This window comes from Variovorax sp. RA8 (assembly GCF_901827175.1).
Lineage (GTDB): Bacteria > Pseudomonadota > Gammaproteobacteria > Burkholderiales > Burkholderiaceae_C > Variovorax.
Window position 1 is genome coordinate 4,507,478 of the sequence record NZ_LR594662.1, and the last position, 24,962, is coordinate 4,532,439.

23 protein-coding genes, 1 tRNA gene and 1 pseudogene are annotated in these 24,962 nt (G+C 65.0%); 12 read left to right on the top strand and 13 right to left on the bottom strand.

Annotated features, from left to right (window positions below; translation table 11 throughout):
- The first annotated feature begins 153 nt into the window (after positions 1-153).
- The 10 genes and pseudogenes from E5P3_RS21155 (at position 154) to E5P3_RS21200 (ending at position 9,788) form a co-directional block, all read left to right on the top strand.
- Positions 154-1,119, top strand: coding sequence for a Bug family tripartite tricarboxylate transporter substrate binding protein (locus tag E5P3_RS21155; protein ID WP_162587767.1), 966 nt, complete (start codon positions 154-156; stop codon positions 1,117-1,119).
- Between the two features lie 31 nt (positions 1,120-1,150).
- Positions 1,151-3,448: a xanthine dehydrogenase family protein molybdopterin-binding subunit gene (locus E5P3_RS21160; RefSeq protein ID WP_162587768.1), complete on the top strand. Its 2,298-nt coding sequence runs from the start codon at positions 1,151-1,153 to the stop codon at positions 3,446-3,448.
- 10 nt (positions 3,449-3,458) lie between these two features.
- Positions 3,459-4,301 carry a CoxG family protein gene (locus tag E5P3_RS21165; RefSeq protein ID WP_162587769.1) on the top strand — a complete coding sequence of 281 codons (843 nt, stop codon included), beginning with the start codon at positions 3,459-3,461 and terminating at the stop codon, positions 4,299-4,301.
- Positions 4,301-5,164: an FAD binding domain-containing protein gene (locus tag E5P3_RS21170; protein ID WP_162587770.1), complete on the top strand. Its 864-nt coding sequence runs from the start codon at positions 4,301-4,303 to the stop codon at positions 5,162-5,164. The genes E5P3_RS21165 and E5P3_RS21170 overlap by 1 nt, the downstream gene beginning before the upstream one ends.
- The gene (locus tag E5P3_RS21175; protein WP_232073247.1) at positions 5,161-5,673 is read left to right on the top strand and encodes a (2Fe-2S)-binding protein; all 513 of its coding nucleotides are present in this window, start codon (positions 5,161-5,163) and stop codon (positions 5,671-5,673) included. The genes E5P3_RS21170 and E5P3_RS21175 overlap by 4 nt, the downstream gene beginning before the upstream one ends.
- Complete coding sequence (locus E5P3_RS21180) at positions 5,670-6,890, top strand: FAD-dependent oxidoreductase (RefSeq protein WP_162587771.1); 1,221 nt, start codon at positions 5,670-5,672, stop codon at positions 6,888-6,890. The genes E5P3_RS21175 and E5P3_RS21180 overlap by 4 nt, the downstream gene beginning before the upstream one ends.
- 4 nt (positions 6,891-6,894) lie before the next feature.
- Positions 6,895-7,611, top strand: coding sequence for an isochorismatase family protein (locus tag E5P3_RS21185; RefSeq protein ID WP_162587772.1), 717 nt, complete (start codon positions 6,895-6,897; stop codon positions 7,609-7,611).
- A gap of 43 nt (positions 7,612-7,654) precedes the next feature.
- Positions 7,655-8,451: pseudogene (locus E5P3_RS21190) on the top strand (Bug family tripartite tricarboxylate transporter substrate binding protein).
- A 379-nt stretch (positions 8,452-8,830) separates the two neighbouring features.
- Positions 8,831-9,340: a hypothetical protein gene (locus E5P3_RS21195; RefSeq protein ID WP_162587773.1), complete on the top strand. Its 510-nt coding sequence runs from the start codon at positions 8,831-8,833 to the stop codon at positions 9,338-9,340.
- 109 nt (positions 9,341-9,449) lie between these two features.
- Complete coding sequence (locus tag E5P3_RS21200; protein ID WP_197893980.1) at positions 9,450-9,788, top strand: helix-turn-helix transcriptional regulator; 339 nt, start codon at positions 9,450-9,452, stop codon at positions 9,786-9,788.
- Between the two features lie 233 nt (positions 9,789-10,021).
- On the opposite strand, the gene E5P3_RS21205 is transcribed toward E5P3_RS21200, so the two are convergent.
- The 5 genes from E5P3_RS21205 to E5P3_RS21225 form a co-directional block, all read right to left on the bottom strand.
- Positions 10,022-10,861 (bottom strand): HpcH/HpaI aldolase/citrate lyase family protein, encoded by an 840-nt coding sequence (locus E5P3_RS21205; RefSeq protein WP_162587774.1) that lies wholly within the window; start codon positions 10,859-10,861, stop codon positions 10,022-10,024.
- Positions 10,862-12,043, bottom strand: a complete 1,182-nt coding sequence (locus E5P3_RS21210; protein WP_162587775.1) for a CaiB/BaiF CoA transferase family protein — start codon at positions 12,041-12,043, stop codon at positions 10,862-10,864. It lies immediately after the preceding gene.
- A gap of 271 nt (positions 12,044-12,314) precedes the next feature.
- A complete protein-coding gene (locus tag E5P3_RS21215; protein WP_162587776.1) occupies positions 12,315-13,862 on the bottom strand; it encodes an AMP-binding protein in 1,548 nt (515 codons plus the stop codon).
- 24 nt (positions 13,863-13,886) lie between these two features.
- On the bottom strand, positions 13,887-14,831 hold the full coding sequence (locus E5P3_RS21220) for a Bug family tripartite tricarboxylate transporter substrate binding protein (RefSeq protein WP_162587777.1): 945 nt from the start codon (positions 14,829-14,831) through the stop codon (positions 13,887-13,889).
- A 160-nt stretch (positions 14,832-14,991) separates the two neighbouring features.
- The gene (locus E5P3_RS21225) at positions 14,992-15,951 is read right to left on the bottom strand and encodes a LysR substrate-binding domain-containing protein (RefSeq protein ID WP_162587778.1); all 960 of its coding nucleotides are present in this window, start codon (positions 15,949-15,951) and stop codon (positions 14,992-14,994) included.
- 143 nt (positions 15,952-16,094) lie between these two features.
- Between E5P3_RS21225 and E5P3_RS21230 the strand changes: the two genes are divergently transcribed.
- Both E5P3_RS21230 and E5P3_RS21235 read left to right on the top strand, forming a co-directional pair.
- The gene (locus E5P3_RS21230; protein ID WP_162587779.1) at positions 16,095-17,111 is read left to right on the top strand and encodes a polysaccharide deacetylase family protein; all 1,017 of its coding nucleotides are present in this window, start codon (positions 16,095-16,097) and stop codon (positions 17,109-17,111) included.
- A gap of 16 nt (positions 17,112-17,127) precedes the next feature.
- Positions 17,128-18,042, top strand: a complete 915-nt coding sequence (locus E5P3_RS21235; RefSeq protein ID WP_162587780.1) for an enoyl-CoA hydratase — start codon at positions 17,128-17,130, stop codon at positions 18,040-18,042.
- A 544-nt stretch (positions 18,043-18,586) separates the two neighbouring features.
- Here E5P3_RS21235 and E5P3_RS21240 read toward each other — a convergent pair.
- The 8 genes from E5P3_RS21240 to rpmI form a co-directional block, all read right to left on the bottom strand.
- Positions 18,587-19,396 (bottom strand): tyrosine-type recombinase/integrase, encoded by an 810-nt coding sequence (locus tag E5P3_RS21240; protein ID WP_232073250.1) that lies wholly within the window; start codon positions 19,394-19,396, stop codon positions 18,587-18,589.
- A 194-nt stretch (positions 19,397-19,590) separates the two neighbouring features.
- Positions 19,591-19,667: transfer RNA gene (locus E5P3_RS21245), tRNA-Pro, on the bottom strand.
- A gap of 26 nt (positions 19,668-19,693) precedes the next feature.
- Positions 19,694-20,158: a MerR family transcriptional regulator gene (locus E5P3_RS21250; protein ID WP_162587781.1), complete on the bottom strand. Its 465-nt coding sequence runs from the start codon at positions 20,156-20,158 to the stop codon at positions 19,694-19,696.
- Between the two features lie 64 nt (positions 20,159-20,222).
- Positions 20,223-20,594, bottom strand: a complete 372-nt coding sequence (locus tag E5P3_RS21255) for an integration host factor subunit alpha (RefSeq protein ID WP_162587782.1) — start codon at positions 20,592-20,594, stop codon at positions 20,223-20,225.
- Positions 20,591-23,029: a phenylalanine--tRNA ligase subunit beta gene (gene pheT, locus E5P3_RS21260; RefSeq protein ID WP_162587783.1), complete on the bottom strand. Its 2,439-nt coding sequence runs from the start codon at positions 23,027-23,029 to the stop codon at positions 20,591-20,593. The genes E5P3_RS21255 and pheT overlap by 4 nt, the downstream gene beginning before the upstream one ends.
- Before the next feature lie 22 nt (positions 23,030-23,051).
- Entirely contained in the window at positions 23,052-24,128 is a 1,077-nt protein-coding gene (gene pheS, locus E5P3_RS21265) for a phenylalanine--tRNA ligase subunit alpha (RefSeq protein ID WP_162587784.1), read from the bottom strand.
- A 130-nt stretch (positions 24,129-24,258) separates the two neighbouring features.
- Positions 24,259-24,618: a 50S ribosomal protein L20 gene (gene rplT / locus E5P3_RS21270; protein ID WP_028253492.1), complete on the bottom strand. Its 360-nt coding sequence runs from the start codon at positions 24,616-24,618 to the stop codon at positions 24,259-24,261.
- Between the two features lie 23 nt (positions 24,619-24,641).
- Positions 24,642-24,845 (bottom strand): 50S ribosomal protein L35, encoded by a 204-nt coding sequence (rpmI, locus tag E5P3_RS21275; protein WP_028253491.1) that lies wholly within the window; start codon positions 24,843-24,845, stop codon positions 24,642-24,644.
- Between the last annotated feature and the right edge of the window lie 117 nt (positions 24,846-24,962).

A 24,962-nucleotide genomic window follows, 5' to 3' on the forward strand; every position in this document is an offset into this window, starting at 1 on the left:
GGCGACATGAATGGCTCAGTTAGGCAAAGAAAGTTCTTGACATTATATCGTACTCTCTAACAGAATATCATTCTTCTAGACAGAACTTGTTGCCAGTTTGCAGCGGTGTGAGAGCACCTTTACTTTCACCTTTCCTTCAAGGAGTCGAGCCCCATGCGTCTATGGAAAAAGTGGTTGGCGGCCTTTTGCGCCATTGGTCTTGCAACTGCCGTGCATGCACAGACCTTTCCGAACAAGACGATCACGATCGTCGCGCCGTATCCGCCGGGAGGAGCGACTGACCTCTATGCACGGGCTGTCGCTAATGGCCTCGCAGAGTGGGGGCAGGCGACTGTGGTTGAGAACCGCGCAGGAGCCTCCGGAATCATCGGCGCTGAACATGCATCGCGCCAGCCCGCCGATGGCCACACGCTGCTCATCGGTGCCTCGTCGATGTTCTCGGTTCTGCCCTTGCTGAGCGAGCGCATGAAGACGGTCTACAAGCACATCGAACCGGTCTCGCTGCTGGGCCTGAATCCCTCCTACGTGGTGGTGCCGCAGACGTTGCCGGTCAACACGATCCAAGAACTGATCGCCTATCTCAAGGCCAACCCCGGAAAGTTCGGCTATGCCTCCGCCGGCATCGGCACCTCGCAGCACGTCTTCATGGAACTGTTCAAGCAACGCGCCGGTGTGGATGTGTTTTCCGTCCAGTACAAGGGCAGCGGCCCGATGGTGGTGGATCTGATCGCCGGCCGCACGGTCATGGCGATCGAGCAGGGTCCCGCCGTTCTCACCCACATCAAGTCCGGAAAGCTCAAGGCGCTGGCCGTGACGACCGCGAAGCGGTCCATCGCCCTGCCCGATGTGCCCACACTGTCCGAAACGGTGCTGCCTGGCTTCGAGGCGGTGACCTGGTTCGCGCTCTATGCGCCTGCGGGAGTGCCGAAGAACGTGACCGACAAACTGGCCTCGCAGGTCGCCAAGACCATGGCATCGGCCGCGGTGAAGACCAGTCTCGGCGCAGTGGGGGTGGAGCCGGCATCGAGCACGCCCGCCGAACTCGTCAAGCGGCAGGCCACCGAGACAACTATGTGGCAGGAAGTGATCACGCGCTCCAACATCAAGCTCGAAGACTGAGACAGGCTCATTGGTGCCCATGAATACCGCGATGCAAGAACCGCTGCTGCCGCTCCAACAGGAACCGCGTGCCGACTACCTGCAGAAGGTGACCGGCACGGCAACCTATGCCAGCGATGTGGAGGTCACGGGCATGCTGCACGGCAAGATTCTGCGCAGCACGGTACCTCATGCGTTCATCCGGAGCATCGATGCGAGCGCTGCGCTGGCCATGCCAGGCGTGGTGGCCGTACTCACCGGAGACGACCTGAAAGACCTGCCCGGGACCGCGATCCGATGGGGGCTGTCGATGCGAGACCGACCGGTGATTGCCATCGGCAAGGTGCGCTACGTGGGCGACCCAGTGGCGGCGGTCGCGGCGGTCGACGAAGCGACCGCCGAAGAAGCGCTCGATGCCATTCTGGTCGACTACGATGCGCTGCCCTTCGCCACCACGGCCGAGGAGGCGATGGCGCCGGGCGCCGCTCTGGTCCACGAGGACATGGAAACCCTCAAGGATTTCTACTTCCGCGGCGAGGCGACGCCCGTGGCGGGGACCAACCTGTTCCAGCAGTACCACTACGAGAGCGGAGACGTCGAGCAAGCCTACGCGCAGGCACACCGCGTCTTCGAGGACAGCTTCAAGTTCCCGATGGTGTTCCATTTCGCGATGGAGCCGCACGTGTGCATCGCGCACTGGAAGCCCGGCTCGCTGGAGATCTGGAGCGGCGGACAGACGCCCACGGCCATCCAGCGCGTGTGCTCCGAGATTCTTGGGGTTCCTCTGGCCTGCGTGCGCGTGCACTCGCCTTACGTCGGCGGCGGATTCGGCGGCAAGGCATCCGTCAAGATCGACCCGCTGGTCGCTGCGCTCTCCTGGAAGGCGAAAGCGCCTGTGCGCGTGTGCCTTTCCATCTCCGAGTCCATGCTGACCTGCCGGCGCCTGGACGCCGAGGTGTCACTGAAGACGGCGGTGGACAGTCAGGGGCGCATTACCGCCAAGTCGGTACGCGCGGTGCTCAACGGCGGCGCATACGCAGACACGGGACCGGCCATCGCGATCAAGGCGGCCATCCGGGCGATCGGCCCGTACCACATCCCAAACCTGAAGCTGGAGGCCATCGGCGTCTATTCCAACACCGTGCCCGGCGCGGCCTTCCGTTCCATCGGCGGCCCACAAGCCGTGTGGGCGACCGAGTCGCAGATGGACATCATGGCCGCTGCGTTGGACCTCGATCCGGTCGCCTTCCGCATGGCCAACATGGCCGACAAAGGCCAGACCATCAAGCCGGATCTGCGGCCGCTCGACGTCGACATGCGCAACTCCCTGCGCCAGGCGCTGCGGGCGCTCGAAGAACTCCCCGAGCCCAAGCACTCCGGCCGCCGCGGACTGGGCGTCGCCGTGGGCGCCACCGATCCCGGCATCATGCCCATCGGCGGTGCCATCGTGCGCTTGCGTGCCGATGGGTCGGTCAATGTTTCGGCCAATACCGTGGAGATTGGCCAGGGCAGCCGGGGCGTCCTGCGCATCATTGCAGCCAAGGCCCTCAAGCAGCCGCTGCGAATGATCGCCGTGGCCGAGCCGGACACGCTGCAGGCACCCTACGACTGGGGCACGGGTGCGAGCCGCTCCACCGTGATCATCGGCCTGGCCGTCCAGATGGCCTGCGACGAGGTGATCGGCCAAGTCGTTGAGACTGCGGCCGCGGTCTTGGGCGGGTCGCCGGAGGACTACCGGCTCGAGGAGGGCCGCGTCGAAGGGCCGGGGGGCGGCGTTCCTTTTATCGAACTCCTGCGCCAGTTCAATGGCATGGCCGCAGGTGAATTCCTCGGCGTAGGGCGCGTCAATTCCACCACCAAGAACGGCGCCTTCAAGCAGGCGCCGCTGTTCTGGGAAACGGGCGCGGGCGCCTGCGAGATCGAAGTCGACGAAGGCACCGGCGCCATCAAGGTGCTGCGTGTGGGCGGCGCTGCCGACCTGGGTTACGTGGTGAACCGCAAAGCTGCGGAAGGCCAGGACGAAGGCGCCATGGTCATGGGGCTCGGCCACACGCTCTCCGAAGAGTACGTTTACGAAGATGGTCAGGTCGTCAACGGCACGATGTTCGACTACAAGGTTCCGATGTTCGAGGACGTGCCTCAGCACATGGGCACCGCGCTCATCGAAAGCGGCGATGGCCCGGGGCCTTTCGGCGCGCGCGGCGGCGGCGAAGGCGCCATCCTTCCTGTGGCACCCGCCGTGGCGAACGCGCTCTACCAAGGCTGGGGCGTGCGGATCAAGGAGTTGCCGCTGACTCCCGAACGCGTCTGGCGCGCGCTTCAGGCCGCCAAGATCGAAAAGCAAGACTGAGAAACACACCATGGACTTTCGAATCGACACCACGCTCCCGGCCACTGCGGCTCAGCTGTGGGCCATCTTCTTCGATGTGCAGCGTGTCGCGGCACTCATTCCCGGTTGCGAGAACGTCACCGAAGTCGAGCCGCTCAAGGAGTTTTCTGCGGTACTCAAGCAGAAAATCGGACCGTTCAAGCTGGAAGTGCCGACGCGCATCGTGCTGGAGTCACACACGCTGGAGCGGCAGGTGGTGCTTGCCGCCGCCGGCCGCGACAAGTTCACGGGGACGACCATCGACGTTCGCATGAAGGTGGACCTCGATGAGCAGAACACGAGAGACACGCCCTCGTGCCGCCTGGGGATCGATGCGCAGATGCAGGTGGCGGGCCGCCTGGCATCGCTGGGCTACCCGGTCGTCAAGAAGCGTTCCGAAGAACTCTTCTCGGAGTTCGAGAAGCGCCTGCGCAATGAGTTGGTTCAATTCGACCCGGCCCGAGTGCTCGAATCGGCAGCCCCCGTCGATGCGGCAACGGGCCAGGAGCGTCCTGCAGCCGCAACGCCGGCCCCCGCCGCCCAGGTACCGGCCCCAGTGGCGGGCTCTGCCGGCGTGCCGCCGGCCTCGCAGGTCGCGGCTGCTCCCTACGCCCCGCCCACCCAGATGCCGCCATGGCAGCCGGCGCCGCCAACGCCTGCCCCCTATCGGCCGCGGCGCGTCGAGCTGGTGCTGGTGTGGCCGCGCGTGGGCATCAGCCTGGCGGTCGGCTTCACGGTGGCGTTCGTTGCGGCCGCGCACGGTCAATCCGACTGGTGGTGGATCGTGGCTCCGGCACTTGGCGCAGCCGCAGGACTGGCACCGAGACAAGACTGATGCGCCCGCCCCGTTTCGAATTGCACCGGCCAACTGCGTTGGCACAGGCGATCGCGCTGAAGGCCGAGTTCGGCGATGCCGCGGCTTTCCATGCCGGCGGCACCGAACTGCTCATCGCACTGAAGGCGCGCGTCCTGAGCTACGAGCACGTGATCGACATCAAGCGCGTGGACGAGCTGCGCGGCATCCGGTTGCGAAGCGATGGCACCTTGTCGATCGGCGCGCTCTGCACGCACCACGCCATCGCCAACGATCCGCTGGTGCGCGAGCTGCTGCCGGGATACGCGCACCTCAGCGACCATGTTGCGAACATCCGCGTGCGCATGGCCGGCACGATCGGCGGCGTCTTGTGCTTCGGCGAGCCGCATGCCGACGCGCCCACGATGCTCTGCGCGCTCGACGCCTGGGTGGTGTTGGCCGGCCCGCAGGGCCAGCGGGAAGTCCCGTCGCGCGAGTTCCAGGAGGGCGAGTTCGCCACCGTGCGGCAGGACGACGAGATTCTGGTCTCGATCGAGATCGCGCCGCAGTCGCCCGGCACGCGCAGCGCCTATCGCTGCTTCGGACACACGGAACGGCCCGCCGTCGGCGTGGCCGCGGTCTGGTCGAGCGACGGATGGCAGCGGCTGAGTCTGTGGGCGGGTGCGATCACCGCGTCGCCCACCCGGCTGGCGCAGGCCGAAGAGGCTGCGGCCCGGCTCGCGCCGGACCTGCCGCCCGAGGAAATCTGGCGCGCGCTGGCACCTGCGGTGACAGCCGATGCGGCGGGCATCGATGCCCATGACGATCTGCACGGCGGGGCCGATTACAAGCGCCACCTCGTCACCGTGCTGGCCCAACGCGCCATCGAGGCTTGCCTGCCATGAACCCGGAACGAAAAGCCATCCCGATCACGCGCGTGGACATGGTGGTCAACGGAGCCGCAGTGTCCATCGACGTGGAGCCGCGCGAGATGCTGGTCGACGTCCTGCGCGACCAACTTCACCTCAAGGGCACGAAGCGCTCCTGCGACGTGCAGGTCTGCGGCGCCTGCACCGTGCTGGTGGACGGCATGCCCACCTCCAGTTGCACGACGCTGTGCGCAGATGCGCACGAACGCAAGGTCACGACGATCGAAGGCCTGGCCCGGGGCAAGGTGCTCGACCCGGTGCAACGGGCCTTCATCGCACACGGCGCACTGCAATGCGGCTTCTGCACGCCGGGAATGATCCTAGCCGTCAAGTCGCTCCTCGCGGCCGACCCGAGCCCGTCGGACAAGACCCTGCGCCACTACCTGCGCGGCAACATCTGCCGGTGCACGGGCTACGTCAAGATCATTGAGGCCATTCATGACCTCGTTCATCACCCTGAGAAATACCAATCGGAGAACGCATGACAGATAGCAAGCCAGGGGCACGCAAGCCCCATGTGATCATCGCCGGCGCCGGCATGGGCGGGCTCACGCTTGCCGCCGCGCTGCTGCAAAAAGGATTCGACGTCGACGTGTACGAGCAGTCGACGGAACTGCGCGAGGTCGGCGCGGGACTCTGGATCTCGGCCAACGGCAGCAAGGTGCTCGAGAAGCTCGGCCTGAAGCAGGCCATCGAAGCCATCAACCTGCCGCCGAAGGACCGTGTTGTGCGCTTTTGGAAGACAGGGGAGGCGCACTCGGTCTACAACCGAGACGCGGCCGACTCCAAGGCCGACCACACCCTCGTGCAGGTCCTGCGGGCCGAACTGCAGCGGGTGCTCTACGAGAACGTGATCCGGCTGAAGCCCGATGCCGTGCACTTCGGCGTGCGCTCCATAGGCGCGGAAACCGTGGACGGCCGCGCGCGCTTGCTGCTCGACGGAGGCGGCGCCGCCGAAGGCGACGTGGTCGTGGGCTGCGACGGCGCGCACTCGCGCGTGCGCCAGTCCCTCTTCGGCCCCGCGCCGGCCCGCTACACGGGCGCCAATGCGTGGCGCGGCCTCGCGCCCATGAGCAAGCTCAAGCCCCAGCACCGCCAACCGCTGGCGTCCACGTGGATCGGCCCCACGGCGCACGTGACGACCTACCCCGTGCAACGCAACGGCGAGGAGTTCGTGAGCTTCTCCGCGCAGGTGGACAGCCCAGACTGGCAGACCGAATCGTGGTCGGAACGTGGTGAGCTTTCCGACGCGCTGAAGGACTTCGAGGGCTGGCACCAGGATATCCTTGACCTGTTCATCGAATCGGAAAATCTGTTCCGATGGGGCCTGTTCGTGCGCGACCCGCTAGACGCTTGGTCCAAGGGCCGGGTCACGCTGGTGGGCGACGCCTGCCATTCGATGACGCCGTACCTGGGCATGGGAGTCAACATGACCATGGAGGATGCTTACGTCCTCGCACGCAGCCTGGAGGCGTCGCCCGACGACATCGAAGCGGCATTGAAACGCTACGACGCCGCGCGCGTCGTACGCACGAACAAGACGAAGGCGAGTTCGCTGGACATGCTCGGCATCTTCCACAGCCCGGATCTGGAGCGCATCGAGACCGCGCGCCCGTATATCGAAAAACAATGGTCTCCGCAGGCTGTTCGCGAGCGATATGACTGGCTGCTGACCTACGACGCCACGGCCGTGGAGATCTGACGCCATGACAGACTGCACCAAGAATTCGCCTCGCCCATGGGACGGCATCATCCCTGAGGAAGAGCAGGCCATCTATCGCCAAGCCGGCTGGGGTGCGCCCAGCGGCATTGGCCGCCGGCCGGCGCTGCTCGTCATCGACGTGCAGTACCGTTCCATGGGCGACGCACCGATGCCGATCCATCAAGCCATCGACCACATGTCTACGAGCTGCGGCGAGTACGGCTGGCGTGCCGTACCTCACATCGCCCAGCTGATCACGGTGTTCAGAGATCTGCAGGCGCCAGTGCTCTACCCCTACGTTGCCCCCAAGGGCGAACACAACCGCGGTCAGTTCGAAGCGAAGGTGCCGGGCGTGATGGACGTGCCCGAGCGTGGCTACGATTTCGTCGCGGAAGTCCAGCCGCGCCCCGGAGACATCAAGATCCCAAAGTTCCAGGCCAGCGCCTTCCATGGAACGGCGCTCACCAGCTACCTCATCGGCCTGGGCGTTGACACGCTCGTGGTCACCGGTTGCACCACGAGCGGCTGCGTGCGTGCAACCGTAGTCGATGCCTGTGCGCTCAACTTCAAGGTCGTGGTCCCGCAGGACGCCGTCTACGACCGCTCGCAGACATCGCATGCCGTGAACTTGTTCGACATGGCGAGCAAGTATGCCGACGTCATGCCAACGGACGAGCTCGCGCAGCGGCTGTGCGCCGAGCTCGACCCGCGCCAGACCTGAGGGCGTTCGGGTCGCCACGCGCCGAACCATCGGCCGCGCCACCATGCACCGTCGCCATTTCATCTCACACGTTACCGCGGCCGTCCGCGCTAGCAGTGGCGCTGCGCGCGTTCGCCCAGTCTCGATGCCCCACGCAACCGATTCGCCGGATCGTCCCCTACCCTGCGGGCGATGGCCCCGACACCATTGCCAGAGCCCTGGCGGAGAGCATGCGGGAGGGGCTGACCCAGCAAGTGATCGTCGACAACCGCCCCGGCGCGGCGACCAACATCGGTGCCAGCGCGACCGCCAATGCCAAGCCGGACGGCTACACCATCATGTCTGCCGACAACGCCCTGCTGGCGTTCAACGAGCATCTTTTTAAGGCGCTGCCCTTTAGTCCCGAGAAGGACTTCACGTACATGGACGGCATCGGCCGCTTTCCGATCGCGCTGGTCGTGCACCCGGGCTTTCCGGCCAAAGACTTTGAGGAGTTCCTTTCGTTTCTGAAGGCCAATCCGGGGAAGGTGAACTTTGCGTCTGCGGGCCTTGGCTCGCCCCACCATCTCGCTATGGAACTCTTCAAGAACCGCACGGGCACGACGATCACCCATGTGCCCTACAAGGGCACCGCGCCGGCGTGATGGGCGGCCAGGTTCCGGTGATGTTCACCGACCTGGCAGCCGGCCTGCCGGTCATCCAATCAGGCAAGGTGCGTGCCCTGGCCCTGGCGGCGACCCGACCCGCCGCTCGCTGCCGAAGTTGCCGACGGGAGCGCCCGAGGAATTCCGCAAGCGGTCGCGCGCGGAGTGGGCACGTTGGGCCCGGGTGATTCGGGCCAACCATGTGGTCCTCATCTGAGCCGGGGAACTGCGGTCGACACGACATCGCGGCTGACGCACAGCATCGCTATGGCCGCAGAGAAGGCGCGCGCCCGACGCCGCGAGACGCGAGCGAATCAGTTGCCTCGCGCCATCGCGGTTGGCCAATCCCTGGCGAGCTATCACAGGGCCCTGGATGTGCTGTCGTGCCGGAAGGAATGTCCAGCGGTCAACCTGAGGACGACGCATTGCGCACATGGATCGCACTCGTGCGAAGCAGCCTAGAGGACCCTGTGCATGAACTGGCCGACGCGTTGCGCGCCGAAGCGGCGCAGCCGGAGCGGCCACTTTGGTGGCCGGAGTAAGGCACGTATCCAGACCACATCACCCCACACTCGCAGAAACGATCGGAACCGAACATGGCCGAAAACTCCCGAATCCTTGCGCACGTTCTCATCGAAATGAACCCACTCGCGAGCCAGAGCGCGGGGGCCACCAAGGCCGCACTGCGATCGGCAATTCAGGTGGGATTGAATGCCCAGGTTCTGGAGCTGAGCGTCTACCCGATCGCCGCGGAAGATGGTGCGCGCCCTGTGCAGACAATCCCGCACTCGGAACCTTCCGATCATGATCAGGTTGTGGAAGAGTATGTGCACAGCGGCATGCAAGTGCGGATCTATCGCCATGCAGGGCGCAAATCGCCGCCCAGCCACAACGCCGTGGTCTTGAACCCGAGCGTCAAGAATCCCAGTGGAGCGTTTATCGAGGCGAAGTCCTACGGCGAGCTGAAGCAAGCCGCCGAAGCACGAGCCGAGCGCAAGGCAAAGGTCGTTGAGAGGGCATGGGCCATACACCCGCTTCGGGCAGAGAGCTCGAACGCCCGCTATGCACTAAAACACCCATCTCCGGCTTCCACGCCTACGCTGTAGTGCGCCTCGCATCGCCATGGCGAGTTGGTGCCAGCAGACATCCCTGGCAACCTATGGACGTCCCGCAACGGCATTGGATGCGCTGCGGACGTACCGAAAGGCAATGCCCATGCGATCCCATACCGACAACGAACCGAGCGCGCGCGTCGCCGCTGACCATGGCGCTCAACGAGCCCTCCAGGCGGCTCATCTGCTGCAGGAGGCGCTCACGCTCCTTCGCGGTGGCGCAACGATGCCGCCGATGCAGACGGCAAAGCGCGCCTCCGACAGGCTTCTGCGGCTGCCCGATGTCGAGCGCCTCACCGGGCTGCGCAGGTCGGCCATCTACGAACAGATGCGCAAGGGCATCTTTCCGCAGTCGGTGAAGGTCGGACAGCGCACCGCGGCATGTCCGGAGAGCACCGTTCAATCGTGGATCGCGGAGCGGATCAACGGGCGCACGACTTGACTCGATAACCCGGAGCGAGCCGTCCGGACGGCGCAAACTGCTCTTGGCAAGCTGTCAGGACAGCGCATTCTTCACACCAGCGGACAGGCCTCTCCCGGCGACTGCTACTCCTCGCACGGAACTGGTGCTGCCGACCCCAAGCAGGCCTTCATCACGGCAGCTTGAATGTCAGCACTGCAGCGCAGCTGCCGGATTTCTTCGGTAGAGGCGACCTGAGAGGACTCGGCCTGCGTCTACCTGTAACAACGAGCCAACACCTTTCGTGCTTGCAGCACCACGGGCGCATCTACCATCCGTCCGAAGAGGCGAAACGGCTTGCCGCCGGCCGCGCGATCGCCGTCCAGGACGCGGCTCGCCCAATCCGCGAGTTCGGCGCTGGGCGCAAGCACCGCATGCACACTGCCCACTTGACGGGGATGGATGCACAGTTTGCCGCCGAAGCCGAAGGCAACCGCGCGCCTGACGTCGCGCGCGAGCCGCTCTTCGTTGTCCAGGTCTGTCGTCACGCCGTCGACGGCTGGCGCGAGGCCCGCGCGCGCAGTCGCCATCGCAATGGCAAAGCGCATGGGCGCGAGCTCATGTTCGTCCTCGCCGGCCGCGATGCCCGTGTCGGCCATGAAATCCAGGTGACCGAAGGCAAGGCGCAGGACGCCTGGCGCGCGCGCCATCTCATCCAGCGTCGCATGGCCGGCCGCGCTTTCCACCAGGGGCACGAGCCCGACATCGGGCGCAACCGCGCGCACTTGCGCGAGGTCGTGCGCAGATTCTGCTTTCGGTACGATCAGGGTGGCAGGCCGATGCGCGAGGCTCGCGAGCCAGGCAAGATCTTCGCGACCGGCGTCCACTGCGGGCGAGTTCAGCCGGACGGCCACCGCGTCGAGCCCCGGCACCTGCGCGAGCCATTCGCCGGCAGCGGCGCGGGCCAACGGCTTGTCCTCCAGTGGCACGGCGTCTTCCAGGTCGACGACGACGAGGTCGGTGCCGCTCTTGAGGGCCTTGTGGAAGAGGTCGCTCTGATGCCCGGGCACGAAGAGAAGACTGCGCGCAAGAGCAGCCGGATGTCTGGCGTCCATTCAGACGACTTTCTCGGCATGCATCGCCGCAATGCGTGTGTCGTCCCACCCCATCTCGCGCAAGATCGAGTCGGTGTGCTGGCCCAGCGCGGGCACATCGTCCATGCGTGGCTCGAAGGCGTCGGTGCGGCCCGGCGGCAGCAACGCGGGGATCGGGCCGACTGGCGTACCCACTTCGCGCCAGCGGTTGCGCGCCCTGAGCTGCGGATGGGCCCACAGGTCGGCGAGCGTGTTCATGCGTGCGTTGGCGATCTGCGCGTCGTCGAGGCGGCGGGAGACTTCGTCGGCGCTGAGCACCGAGAAGGCCCGAAGAATCACCAGCTTGAGCGGGTCGCGTTCGGCGTGGCGGCGCGAATTAGAGGCGAAGCGCTCGTCCTGGGCAAGGTCGGGCTGGCGCAGTACCGTCTCGCAGAATTGCACCCACTCGCGCTCGTTCTGCAGGCCCAGCATGACCGTGCGTCCGTCTCCAGCTTCAAACGGTCCGTAGGGGTAGATCGTGGCGTGCGAGGCGCCCGCGCGCGGCGGCGGCGGGGCGCCATCGAAAGCGTAGTAGAGCGGGTAACTCATCCACTCGGCCATGCTCTCGAGCATCGACACGTCGATGCGAATGCCCTGGCCGGTGTGCGAGCGCTGGAGAAGGGCCGCGAGGATCGAGCTGTAGGCATACATGCCCGCCGCGATGTCCGCCACCGAGCAACCTGCCTTTGCGGGCTCGTCCGGGGTACCGGTCACACTGAGAAAGCCGGCTTCGCTCTGGATCAGGAGGTCGTAGGCCTTGCGGTCGCGATAGGGCCCGTCGTCGCCGTACCCCGAGATGTCGCACACGACAAGGCCAGGGTGCTTCGGGTGCAGGGTTTCGTACGAGAGGCCGAGCCGCGCTGCGGCGCCAGGGGCGACGTTCTGCACCAGCACATCGGCACGCTCGAGAAGCCTCGCAAGCACCTCCTGCGCGGCCGGGTGCTTGAGGTCGAGCGTGAGGCTTTCCTTGGAACGGTTGGTCCACACGAAGTGCGATGCCAGCCCCTTGACGCGCTCGTCGTAGACGCGCGCAAAGTCGCCGGTTCCCGGTCGCTCGATCTTGATCACGCGCGCGCCCAGATCGGCCAACTGGCGAGTGCAGAACGGCGCGGCGATTGCGTGCTCGAGCGCGACGACGGTTATTCCATCGAGAGGGCGTTGCATGGTCATTTCTGGGGCGTCGGATGCGCGCTGCGCCAGGGGCGGGCTGGGCAACATGCGCGCGGATGGGAGAGGCGAAGCTGCGCCGCCCGCTACAAGCGCCGGCTCGCGCAGTTTGCGGTGCGTGGCGTCGTTCCCGATCGGACTTCTCGCGCGCGCCGCGAAACGCCCTCAAGCAGGTCACTCTTGGGCAAGTCTTTGAAGGAGCGGCGGGAGCGGCCGCCTGGGCCAGTTCCGGTGCACCCAGGGTCACGGAATGCCTGGCCACGACGTGTCAGATCAGCCTTGTCTCCCGCTCCCAATAGGGCGCACGCAACTTCTTCTTGTCGATCTTCCCGAATGGCGTCGTGGGCAGTGCGTCCGCAAAGATGATTTTCTTCGGCGCGATCAACGATCCCTTGCGCTCCCGGACATAGGCGATCAAGTCAGCGGCCTCGGCTTCGGCGCCGGCCCGCAGCACGACAAACGCTGCGACGGCTTCACCCCACGTCGCATGGGGCACGCCGATCACCGCGGCCGAAGCGACTGCTGCATGGGCGGCCAGAACGTCCTCGACCTCTCGCGGATAGACGTTCGAGCCTCCGGACACGATCATGTCCTTCTTCCGGTCCACGATCGACAGGCGGCCACGCGGATCGACAAAACCTATGTCCCCCGTGTGCAACCATTCACCCGCCAGGGCCTCCTGGGTGGCTTCAGCCTGCTCAAGGTAGCCTTGCATCACCGACGGGCTTCGCACGCAGATCTCACCGATGTCGCCAGCGGCGACCGGCTCGTTGCTGTCGCCAAGAATCGCGATCTCGGCCGTCGCCATGGGGTAGCCGCATGCTGACAGCGACAACGGGTCGTCGAGATCATGGTCGCCGCGCCGCAGAACCGCGATGGGGGTGCATTCCGTCTGCGCGTAGACTTGAGAGAAGACCGGGCCAATGCGTTGAATGGCTTGTCGCAGACGGTCCGGCGCAATGACGGATCCCGCGTAGACGACCAGTTCGAGACTGCCAAGGTCAAACGCCTCGAGGGGGGCCTCCAGAAGCTTGTAGATCATCGTGGGCACCATCAAGGTCGCACTGATGCGTTCGCGCTGGATGGTCTCCAGGACCTGCCCTGCGTCGAACTTCTTCATCAGATGGACGGTGCCTCCGCGCATCAGCGTCGGTGCGATCAACTGCCCTGTGACATGGCTGATCAGCGCGATGGCCAGGTACTGCACGCCGTCCGGCAGCTCCAGTTCGCTGTTCATGGCGATGGCCATGAGCGCGACCTGACCCGCCTCTCGCACGATGGCTTTCTGGCGGCCGGTCGTGCCTCCGGTGAAGTTCAGCGTGCCGATGTCGGTGGCGCTGGCTCGCTCCATGGGTTCGGGGTGGTCGTGTGCGGCAATGAGCGACAGCAGGTCGGCACCGGGGCCTCCTTTTCCGACGCAGAAAACGGAAACGTCAGGAAGCGCCAGGGCGATTTCATGGGCCCGGGCTTCGAATGCGTCGCTGTCGATGATCAAGACCGACGCGCCCACGTCGGTGATCTGGGAGATCTGAGAGTCCAGCGAACTGAGCGGATGCAGCCAGCTGGTAGCAGCGCCGAGCCCCTGGACCGCGACGGACGCACACCAGGTTTCGTACCGGTTTTCCGTCAGCAACGCGACGCGCGTGCCCCCGCGAACCCCCTGGGAACTCAGCACCGCCTGAACTTTCCCCATGAAGCCGATGACGTCTTGGTAGCGGACCGCCACTTCACCTTGGCGAAAGGCGATGCGGTCCGGGTACCTGCGCAGGGCACGCAGTACCAAAGAGAAGAAGGTGGGAGGTTGATGCAGCTTCATACGACCGGAAATCTCGATCAGTTCTCAGTCCAGCCTGATCTTGCTGTGCGAGATCAGATCTGACCAAAGTGCCTGCTCGCGTCCCAGATATTGCGCGAAGGAATCCCTCGAGCCGCCCACGGGTTCGAGGCCCAATGCCTCCAGACTGCGCTTGCGGAATGCGGCATCGGCCAGGATCTTGTTGACCGCGGCATTGACGCGGTCCAGGACCGCGGCCGGCGTGCCCGCCGGGGCCGTCATACCGATCCAGTTCTCGCCGGAAAAGTCGAACTTCTGTTCGCTGATGGTCGGGACGCCAGGGAAGAAGTCGGAGCGCTTTTCGCCCATCACGGCGATGGCCCGTAGCTTGCCGGAATCGAGGTATTGCGCCACGGCGACGTGCGCCAGCATCGCGGACTGCACATCACCCGCCAGCAGGGCCTGCATCAGGGGCGCCGACCCGTTGTACGGCACGTGGGTCAGGTGGGTTCCGAACACACGGTTGTATTCGGTCAGGAACACGTGCGAGGTACTGCCGGTGCCGAAGGTCCCCCAGTTGATCTTGCCGGGGCTCGCCTTGTCCAAGGCAGCCAGTTCGGTGAGGTTCTTCGCACCGACACTGGAGGAGACGACGATCGCCGCCACCATGTTCGCCATGCGGACCACGGGAACGAGATCGGCCTTCGGGTTGTATGAAAGCTTCGAATACAGCTGTGGATTAAGCGACATGATGTCGCCATTGCTGATGCACAGCGTGTAGCCGTCGGCCGGGGCTTTGGCACACCGGGTGGTCCCGATGATCCCATTCGCTCCAGCCCTGTTGTCGATCACGACGGGCTGCCCGAGCTCCTTGCTCAGAGCCTCGGCCATGGGGCGGGCGAAGTTGTCCAGCACGCCGCCAGGTGGATACGGAACGACCAGCTGCACCGGCCGCGAGGGCCACGCCTGGGCGAACCCGGTTTGCAGCGTCACAGCGAGGGCCGCCGCCATGGCGACCTTTGCGCCCAATCTGAAATTCATTGTCGTCTCCAGTTCTTGAAGTTGTCAGCAGGCGCACGTCGCCTTCAGGCCCGAATAATCGCGAGGGGCCGGCTTCCTGGCAATTCACGATTGGAAAAGAGCAGTTTCGCCCTGCTTAATCCGCCACCTGTCAGCTGGCAGCGCTTTGGCTATCGCGCGCGTCTGCGCGCAGCATCTCGACGAAGTCACGGACGAAGGGGGGCAGTTCTTCCGAATTCCGGATGCAGATGTACTGCGGCCGGATGGACCACTCGTCCTCCAGCTCGACGATGCGGATGTTCATGGACTTCGCATGGCGCACGGCCGGCAGGTGGGTGAGCACACCGACGCCGATTCGTGCCTGTACCATCCGGCACAAGGCCTCGAAATTCCCTACCTGGGCGCGAAGACTGATGTGTCGCCTGAGCATTTCGGCCTGCTGCTGCAAGAACGCGTGCAGGGTGCTCGTCTGGGATAGTCCGACGTGATCGAAGTCCAGCGTCTCCTCAAACGACACGGCCCGCCTGTCGGCCAGTGGGTGTCCAGAGGGAACGGCGAGCACCATGTGGTCCGTGCGGTAGGGATAGATCTCCAGCCCCGAAGTGCCGACGTTTTCCAGGATCACGCCGACATCGACCACGCCCTCCGCAACCGCGCGGACGATGTCGCTCGACAGGCGCTCGCGCAGGTCGATGCTGGTTCGAGGCCGGGTTGCAAGAAAGCGTTCGATCACCGAGGGCAGAAACTCGCTGATGGCCGTCGTGCTGGCCATGATGCGCAAGCGTCCGTCGACGCCCTCGGAGATATCGAGCATCTCGCCGCGCAGCTGTTCGATCTGCTCCAGGATCAGCCGCGAGTGCTTGATCATCGTCTGGCCCGCGCTGGTCAGCGTCAGACCCTTGCTGGTGCGGTTGATCAGGCGCGTGCCGACCGATTGTTCCAGCTGCTTGATCCGATTGCTCGCAGCCGGCAGGGAGGTGTGGACCTGTTCGGCCGCACGCGTGAGGCTGTTCGTGTCAGCGATGCGCACCATCAGGCGCAGGTCGGCCAGATCGAAGTGGACCGAGCGCCTGGGGCCGACCTGCTGTCGGGGTGGGGTGCTGTCTACCATCGAAATGACGAAATTCCGGCTGCGTCTTCACCGTTCGACTGCCGCCGCTTTTCCATGATGAAAGTCATCTTTCGGTTTGTTGAATAGACCTGCGAAGCCGCAACAACGATGCTCGGCGATCGTCAACCAACTCGCCGCGAATCATGCAAAGCACCCCCGGCATCCGCGAGCCACATGTGCCCGTCTCACCCCTTGGCAGACTGAAGATCGCCATCACGATCGACGACATGCTGCTGCTCCGAGGCGTCCCGATGGCTCCCGGGCACAGTGTGCCATCAAACATTCGAGCCATGATCGCGGCCCTGAAGGCGCATCGCGTGGCCGGGGTGTACCAGTTCTCCAATACCGCCCCCTTGGAAGATGACGAGAGCCTGCTCAAGGTTTTCGACCTGTGGGTCGAGAGTGGCCACCATGTCGCCAATCACACGCACAACCATCCACCGCTCAACTGGTTGGACGCGGACACCTACGCGCGCGACATCGAACAGGCTGAGAAATACCTGGGCCGCTACATCAACCAGGCGCCGCGACGCTGCTTCCGGTTCTGCATGGATCTCTGGGGCGACACGGCGTGCAAATGCGATGCGATCCTGGACAAGCTCGAAGGCATGGGCTACACGCCGATCCCGGTGAGCATCGGCTTTCACGACATTCGCTGGAACGCGGCGTACTGCCGCGTTCTGAAGCGCGGATCAGCCGAGGACGTGGCCCAGATCCGCGGCGCCTACGTCGAGAGCGCGCTGCACGAGCTGCGCACCCATGCAGCGAATGCGAGAGCGGTCTTCGGTCGGGATCCGATCCACATCTGGCTGATCCATGGCACGTCCATCGCCGCTGACTGCCTGGAGCAGATTCTGGATGGCTTTCGGGCGGCGGAGGTCGACTTCGTGTCACTCGATGAAGCCATGGGCGACCGCATGAACGCCGAAATTCCTCCGCGTGTGAGCCCCGAATTCATCTTTCAGGTCGAGAAGTGGGCGTTGGCGCTGGGTGTTCCGGTCACGGACCGGATGCCGTCGATCCTGGAAGACATCGAGAAGTTGTATCCCGCCCCCGGCGAAATGCAGGCGGAGATCACTTCGCGCATGCGAGAGCACATCGCATCCGCCACGGGAGCCGAGATCCGGCCCATACCTCTTTATCCCGACCATCAGCGTTGAACCAGCAAAGACTTCCATGCAGTCCACATCCTTCGACTCCAACACCTACGACGGCGTGCGCTATGAGCACCTCACGCCGGACATCGTGAACATCGCGATGTCGCGACCGGCCGTGCGCAACGCGCAGAACATGGAGATGACCTATGCGCTGAACGCAGCGTTCGACCGCGCTGCGCAGGACGACACAGTCAAGGTCATCATCCTCTCAGGCGACGGCGATCACTTTTCGGCCGGGCACGACATGGGGGGCGACCACCACAGAACCTGGCGTGACTTCCGCACGGTGGGTACCTGGGCTGCTTTCGACGGGCCCGGCGTCGAAGGTCTCTATGGACGCGAAAAGGAGATCTACCTGGAAATGTGTGAACGCTGGAGAAACCTGGCCAAGCCGACGATTGCGGCGGTGCAGGGCTCCTGCGTGGCAGGCGGACTGATGCTTGCCTGGTGCTGCGACCTGATCGTCGCGGCTGAAAATGCCCGGTTCCGCGATCCCACGCTCGAGTTCGGCGTGGCAGGCGTGGAATTCTTCATGCATCCCTGGGAACTGGGCGCCCGCAAGGCCAAGGAATGGCTGATGACCGGAGATTGGCTGGGCGCTCAGGATGCGAAGCAGTGCGGCATGGTCAACCAGGTGTTCCCGACAGAGGCTTTGATGGAAAGCGCGCTGGACCTCGCCAAGCGAATCGCCAACAAGGGTAGCTTCGTGCTTAAGGCCGTCAAGGAGTCCGTGAACCACGCGCAGGATGTCGGCGCGCGTCGCAACGCCATGATGCACGCCTTCGGCCTGCACCAGCTTTCGCACCATCACAACAAACAGCAGTGGGGATTGCTGGTCGATCCAAAGGGGATCCATCCAGCACTTCGCGAAAAGATCCGCGTCCGGTTCAATTTGCCGGCATTGCTCGGGACGGGGGACCGGACAACCTCTTGACCGGCTGATGTCGAAGCGCACTTTATGCAGCGTCACGCCAACGCGCGACGTCTGGGCTCGAAAATGCGCTAGAGCAGATCGGGAGGGCCGTACTTATAGCTGACGGAGGCCGTTCTCATGCGGCCACTTTCAACGCAACCGCTGGAGAACCTGCTTTGGTAGCTAGTACGTCCAGATAGCTGCCCACCGCTGGAGCATCACAGCGCGCTGCTTGAGGTATTGGGTACGGTTATTGGCGCGCCCATTGGCATCTTTGACGGCATGCGCTAACTGGGCTTCGATCACCAATGGATCAATCTCCAGCACTTCCGCCAACAGGGTCCGGGCTGTCGCTCGGAAGCCATGAACCGTCTGCACGGTCGGGCCGTACCCCAAGGTCAGGAGCGCTGCACGCAGGGCCCGAGATCGGCCGCTCATGGCTAACGTTCGCCCGGGAAGACCAGCGCACTGTGGCCCATAATCGGGTGCAGTATGCGCAGCAATCCACAGCCTGCCTGAGGCACCATGTGCGGATCACCATGTTGCTTACCATCGATGCGCCGCTTCATCCGCGCAGCGGGCACGGTCCAGAGCGCCCCGTCGAGATCGATCTCGGCCCAGGCCGCCGCTCGCAGTTCGTTCGGGCGCTGAAAAGCATGGGCGCCAGTTGAAGCGCCGTACGCACGATGACTCCGCCCTGGTAGCCCCGGATGACGCGAATCAGCGTTCCCAATTGGGCCGGATCGGTGATCGCCGCGAAGTGCCGCTTCTTGTGGGGCGTGAGGGCCCCCTTGAGATCTGCTGTGATATCGCGCGGCGCTCGCGCAGTCGCCACCGCGTAGCGCCACACCGCGCGTGCCGTCATCAGTACGCGCCCGGCAACGTCGAGAGCGCCACGCTCCTCGACACGGCGCAGGGCCGCTAACAGCTCGCTGGCCTCGATTTCGCTGATGCGACGAGCAGCGAAGTACGGAAACAGATCCTTTTCCAGGTTGCGCTTCTCGCGCTTGGCGTAGTGGCCGCTCCAGCGCTCATGGTGCTTGTCGAACCACTCGAGCGCCGTCTCTCGAAAGGTATCGCCGGTGTTCACGCCCGCCTTGAGCTTGACCACCTGGCGCGCCTGTATGGCATTGATTCCGGAAGCCTGCTGGGCTTTGGCAGCGTCGCGGGCCTTCCTCGCCGCCGCAAGGCTCACGTCGGGATAGGAGCCCAAGGCGAATTTTTTCTCGACCCCCGCGATCCTGAACTTCCAGAACCACCGACGAGAACCCGAGGCCGAAACCTCCAGATAGAGGCCGCCTGCGTCGGCGTAGCGTGCCTGCTTTCGGTCAGGCGGACAGGAGGCATTGCGGCATGCGGCATCGGTCAACGGCATGGGGTACCCCCATGGGAGTGGGGGTACAAAACCGCCATCCCAGGGGGGTCAGGCGGTTTGTACCCCCTTTTGTACCCCCACTTGGCGCTGGCAGTCACTGGATTTCAGTGTATGCCTCCGGACGCCGCTTGCCCTGTTTCCCCAATGAAAAAGGGCGTCCGGTGGATGAAACCGGACGCCCTTGGACGTTTTGTTGGTCGGTGTGAAAGGATTCGAACCTTCGACCCCTTGCACCCCATGCAAGTGCGCTACCAGGCTGCGCCACACACCGAAGCTCGCGATTATAGCCTGCAGCTTTCAGTGGTTCGGACCCAGCAGCTCGCGAATTTCATAGAGCTCGCGCTTAAGGCGCAGCAGCTGCGACAGCTCGACGGCCGGGCCGGCGCTGCGGGACGCATCGAAGTCTTCCTGGAGCGCGGCGTCGAACTCCTCCTGGTCGATCTCGACCGCCTCCACGCCTTCGAGCGGCACCTCGCCGGCCTTACGGCGATCGCGCTCCGACTGCACCATCTCCTGCAGCTTGTTGCGCGCCCCGCTGATGGTGAAGCCCTGGTCGTAGAGCAGGTCGCGGATGCGGCGGATCATCAGCACCTCGTGGTGCTGGTAGTAGCGGCGGTTGCCGCGCCGCTTCATCGGACGCAACTGGGTGAACTCCTGCTCCCAGTAGCGCAGCACATGCGGTTTGACCCCACACAGTTCGCCCACCTCACCGATCGTGAAGTAACGTTTGACGGGGATGGGCGGCAGGAGCGTTTTCTCCATTGAAATCAAGGCGGTGCGAGAACAACCTTAGAGATTACTCCACGGCAGGCACAAGGGCCAAGCACTATTCGGTGCCGAGGCTCCATTCCACGTCCTGCGAGCCCTCGTCGCCGGCGCTGCCCTGGATCTGCTCCTTGAGCTTGGCGCTGGCATGGAAGGTGGCGACGCGGCGCTCGCCGATCGGAATGGCCTCGCCGGTGCGCGGGTTGCGCCCGGGGCGCGGCGCCTTGACCCGGATCTGGAAGTTGCCGAAGCCCGAGATCTTCACATCCGTGCCCTCGATCAGGCTGCGCGCGATCAGGTCGAAGAAGGCCTCGACCATGTCCTTGGACTCGCGCTTGTTGAGGCCGATCTGCTCGAACAGGAGATCGGCCAGGTGCGCCTTGGTCAGTGCCGGCGTTTCCAGGGCTTCGAGCGTGAAATCCATGAGCTTCATACCCGCAGATGCGCGCCGAGCCGCGCGCTCAGTTGTTCGAGGATCGCGGCGACTGCCGCTTCGACCTGCTCGTCAGTCAGCGTAGCGGCGTCGCTGTTGAAGCGCAGGCGCACGGCCATGCTCTTCTCGCCGTGTGCCAGGCCGCCGGGGCCAACCGGCGCATCGCGGGCCACCGGCGGGCGATAGATGTCGAACAGCACTGCGTCGCGCAGGAGCACCGGATCTGCGGCCGCGCGGATCGTGCGCATGAGCGCGTCGTGCGTGATGGCTTCCGCCACCACTACGGCAATGTCGCGCTCGACCGCCTGGTGCTTGGGCACCGGCCGAGCTACGGGCACCGGGCGCGCGATGACTGCATCGAGCTCGAGTTCGAAGAGCACAGGGGGCTGCGGGAACTCCCATTGCTGGCGCCAGCGCGGATGAAGCTCGCCGATCACACCCACCGGCCGGCCGTCGAGCAGCACGCGCGCGGCACGGCCCGGATGCAGCGCCGGATGCTCGGTGGCCTCGAACGCGGCAACGCGCGGCGCCAGCAGGGCCTCGACGTCGCCCTTGACGTCGAAGAAGTCGGCGCGCTGCGGCTTGCCGTCCCAGCGCTCGGCCTCGGAGTCGCCCCAGGCCAGGCCGGCCACGCGCATCGGCTGATGCACGCCCTTGACGGTGCTGTCGGTGGTGGCGACCGTGTCGTCACGCAGGAACACGCGCCCCAGTTCGAACACGCGCACACGCGGCGCGCGGCGGTCGAGGTTGAACTTGAGGACCTGGAGCAGCGAGCCGATCAGCGAGGAGCGCATCACGCTCATCTGGCTGGCGATCGGATTCAGCAGCTTGATCGGGTTGGCGTTGCCCGCAAGCTCCTCTTCCCAGTGCGCCTCGACGAAGCTGAAGTTGATCGTCTCCTGATAGCCCAGCGCGGCGAGGCGATGACGCACGCCAAAGTTGCTGCGCTGCGACTCGGGGCGCGCACGGGCGGTGATCGGCGCCAGCGGAGGCACGGTGGGCAGGTTGTTGTAGCCGACGAGGCGCGCAACCTCCTCGATCAGGTCTTCCTCGATCAGCAGGTCGAAGCGGTGCGGCGGCGGGGTGACGACCAGCGTGCCTTCACCCTCCTCGACGGGGAAGCCCAGCCGACGCAGGGCGTTGCGACACTCCGCCTGGGTCAGCGGCATGCCTATCACGCGCGCGGCACGTTCGACGCGCAGCGTGACGGGCCGGGCTTCGGGCTGACGCAAGGTCTGGTCGTCGATCGGGCCAGGCTGGCCGCCGCAGATCTCGACGATCAGCTGGGTGATGCGGTCGATGATCTGTACGGTGCGGCTCGGATCGACGCCGCGCTCGAAACGATGGCCCGCGTCCGTCGAGAAGTTGAAGCGGCGCGCCCGGCCCTGGATCGCCTCTGGCCACCAGAAGGCGGCCTCGACGTAGATGTTGCGCGTCTCGTCGGAAACGGCGGTCGCATCGCCACCCATGATGCCGGCCAGCGACTCGACCTGGTTGCGCTCGTCGGCGATCACGCCGACTTTTTCATCCAGCGTCACGGTGTTGCCGTTGAGCAGCTTGAGCTGTTCTCCCGCCCTGCCCCAGCGCACGACCAGGCCGCCCCGGATCTTGTCCAGGTCGAAGATGTGGCTGGGCTGCCCATACTCGAACATCACGTAGTTCGAGATGTCGACCAGCGGCGACACGCTGCGCTGTCCGCAGCGCGCCAGGCGCTCGACCATCCAGGCCGGCGTGGCGGCCTTGGTGTCGACACCGCGGACGATGCGGCCCGAGAAGCGGCCGCACAGGTCGGGAGCCTCGACCTTGACCGGCAGCTTGTCCGGCACTGCGGCGGCCACCGGCGGGATCGGCGGCGTCTTGAGCGGGACGCCCGTCAGCGCCGCGAGCTCGCGCGCGATGCCGTAGACGGAGAGACCGTGCGCGAGGTTCGGCGTGAGCTTGAGGGTGAGCAGGGTGTCGTCGAGCTTCAGCAGCTCGCGCACGTCGGCGCCGACCGGCGCGTCGGCCGGCAACTCCAGCAGGCCGCCATGGTCATCGCTGAGCTTGAGCTCGCGCGCCGAGCACAACATGCCCTGGCTCTCGACGCCGCGCAGCTTGCCGAGCTTGATCTGGAAGGGCTGCCCGCCTTCGCCCGGCGGCAGCTCGGCACCAACCAACGCCAGGGGCACCTTGATGCCTGCGCGCGCATTGGGGGCGCCGCATACGATGTTCAGCAGCGTGCCCTGCCCCGCGTCGACCTGGCACACGCGCAACCGGTCGGCATTGGGGTGCGGCGCTGCCTCCTTGATCTCGCCGACCACCACCTTGCTGAAGGGGGGAGCGGCCGGCCGACGCTCCTCGACCTCGAGGCCACCCATGGTGAGCGTCTCGGCCAGCGCCTCGCTGTCGATGGGCGGGTTGCAGAACTCGCGCAACCAGGACTCGGGGAATTGCATCTCGCGTTCTCGTTCTGTCTGTTTATTGGAATTGGCTCAGGAAGCGCTGGTCGCCATCGAAGAACAGGCGCAGGTCGTTCACGCCATAGCGCAGCATGGTGAGCCGGTCCGGCCCCATGCCGAAGGCGAAGCCGATGTAACGCTCAGGGTCCAGGCCCATGTTGCGCACAACCTGTGGATGCACCTGGCCCGAGCCGGAGACTTCGAGCCAGCGGCCGGCCAAAGGTCCGGTCTGGAACTGGATGTCGATCTCGGCGCTGGGCTCGGTGAAGGGGAAGAAGCTGGGCCGGAAGCGCAGCACCAGGTCATCGGTCTCGAAGAAAGTACGGCAGAAGTCGGTAAAGATGACCTTCAGGTCCTTGAAGCTCACGTTCTCGCCCAGCCACAGGCCTTCGCACTGGTGGAACATCGGCGAGTGCGTGGCGTCGCTGTCGACGCGGTAGGTCCGGCCAGGGGCGATCACGCGGATCTCTGGCGCCTTGACGGTGCCGGTGGTGTCGGCCGCAGCGGCCGCGAACTCGGCCGCGTATTTCTTGAAGTGCTGGTGCGCGTAGCGCACCTGCATCGGACTGGTGTGCGGACGCAGGTTGTAGGGAATGCCGTCCTCGCCATTGATGTCGACGTAGAACGTATCCTGCATCGAGCGCGCAGGGTGGTTCGGCGGATTGTTGAGCGAGGTGAAGCTGTGCCAGTCGGTCTCGATCTCGGGGCCATCGGCGACGTCGAAACCCATGCTCGAGAAAATGGCCTCGATGCGTTCCATCGTCCGGCTCACCGGATGCAGGCCGCCACCCGCGCGACGGCGGCCGGGGAGCGTCACATCTAGCGCCTCGGCGCGCAGCTGGACGGCGAGCTCCTGGTCGGCGAGTTGCTGGCGGCGCTCGGCCAGCGCCGCCTCTATGGCCTGCTTGGCCACGTTGATCGCGGCGCCGCGCGACTTCTTCTCGTCGACGGGCAGCGCGGCCATGCCCTTCATCAGCTCGGTGATGCGGCCGGCCTTGCCGAGGAACTGCGCCTTCGCATTCTCGAGTTCGGCCGGTGCCTTGGCTTCGGCGAAGGCTGCACGTGCGGTATCGACCAGGGAGTCCAACTCGTTCATGGAAATTCTTGAGCGTGAAAGAAAAAGAAGCCGGTGATGCGAATAAAAAAGGGCTGGAGCCCTTTCAAGCGCCAGCCCTTGTACCGTGGGCGCAGGCCGCCTCTCGAGGAGCGGCAACCTGCTTGCGAGATCAAGCAGCCAGCTTGGCCTTGACCTGCTCCACGATGCCGGCAAAAGCGGCCTTGTCGTGCACGGCGATATCGGCCAGGACCTTGCGGTCGATCTCAATACCGGCCTTGCGGATGCCGTTGGCGAACTGGCTGTAGGTCAGGCCCAGTTCACGGGAAGCGGCATTGATACGGGCGATCCACAGTTGGCGGAACACGCGCTTCTTGGTACGGCGGTCACGGTAGGCGTATTGGCCCGCCTTCATCACCGCCTGCTTGGCGATGCGGAAGACGTTGCCGCGGCGGCCGCGGAAACCCTTGGCAAGTGCGAGAACCTTCTTGTGGCGGGCTCGGGCCGTAACACCACGTTTAACGCGAGGCATGTGTGTACTCCTTGTTCGTCGTATTAGATGCCGCTACCGGGCAACATGGCGGCCATCGAGACCATGTTGGTCTCATGCACTGCCGTTGCACCACGCAGGTGACGCTTGTTCTTGGTGGTCTTCTTGGTCAGGATGTGACGCTTGAAGGCTTGACCGCGCTTGACGGTGCCACCGGGACGAACGCGGAAACGTTTTTTCGCGCTGCTCTTGGTCTTCATTTTGGGCATGTAAATGCTCCTTTCGTTTGTGCTCGTGAGGCGCCGGGGATGATTCCCACGGACTTGTTGGCCCCGAGACACTTCTTCATCCCGCCGCTGCCTGCGCCCGAAGACGCTGGCAGCGCC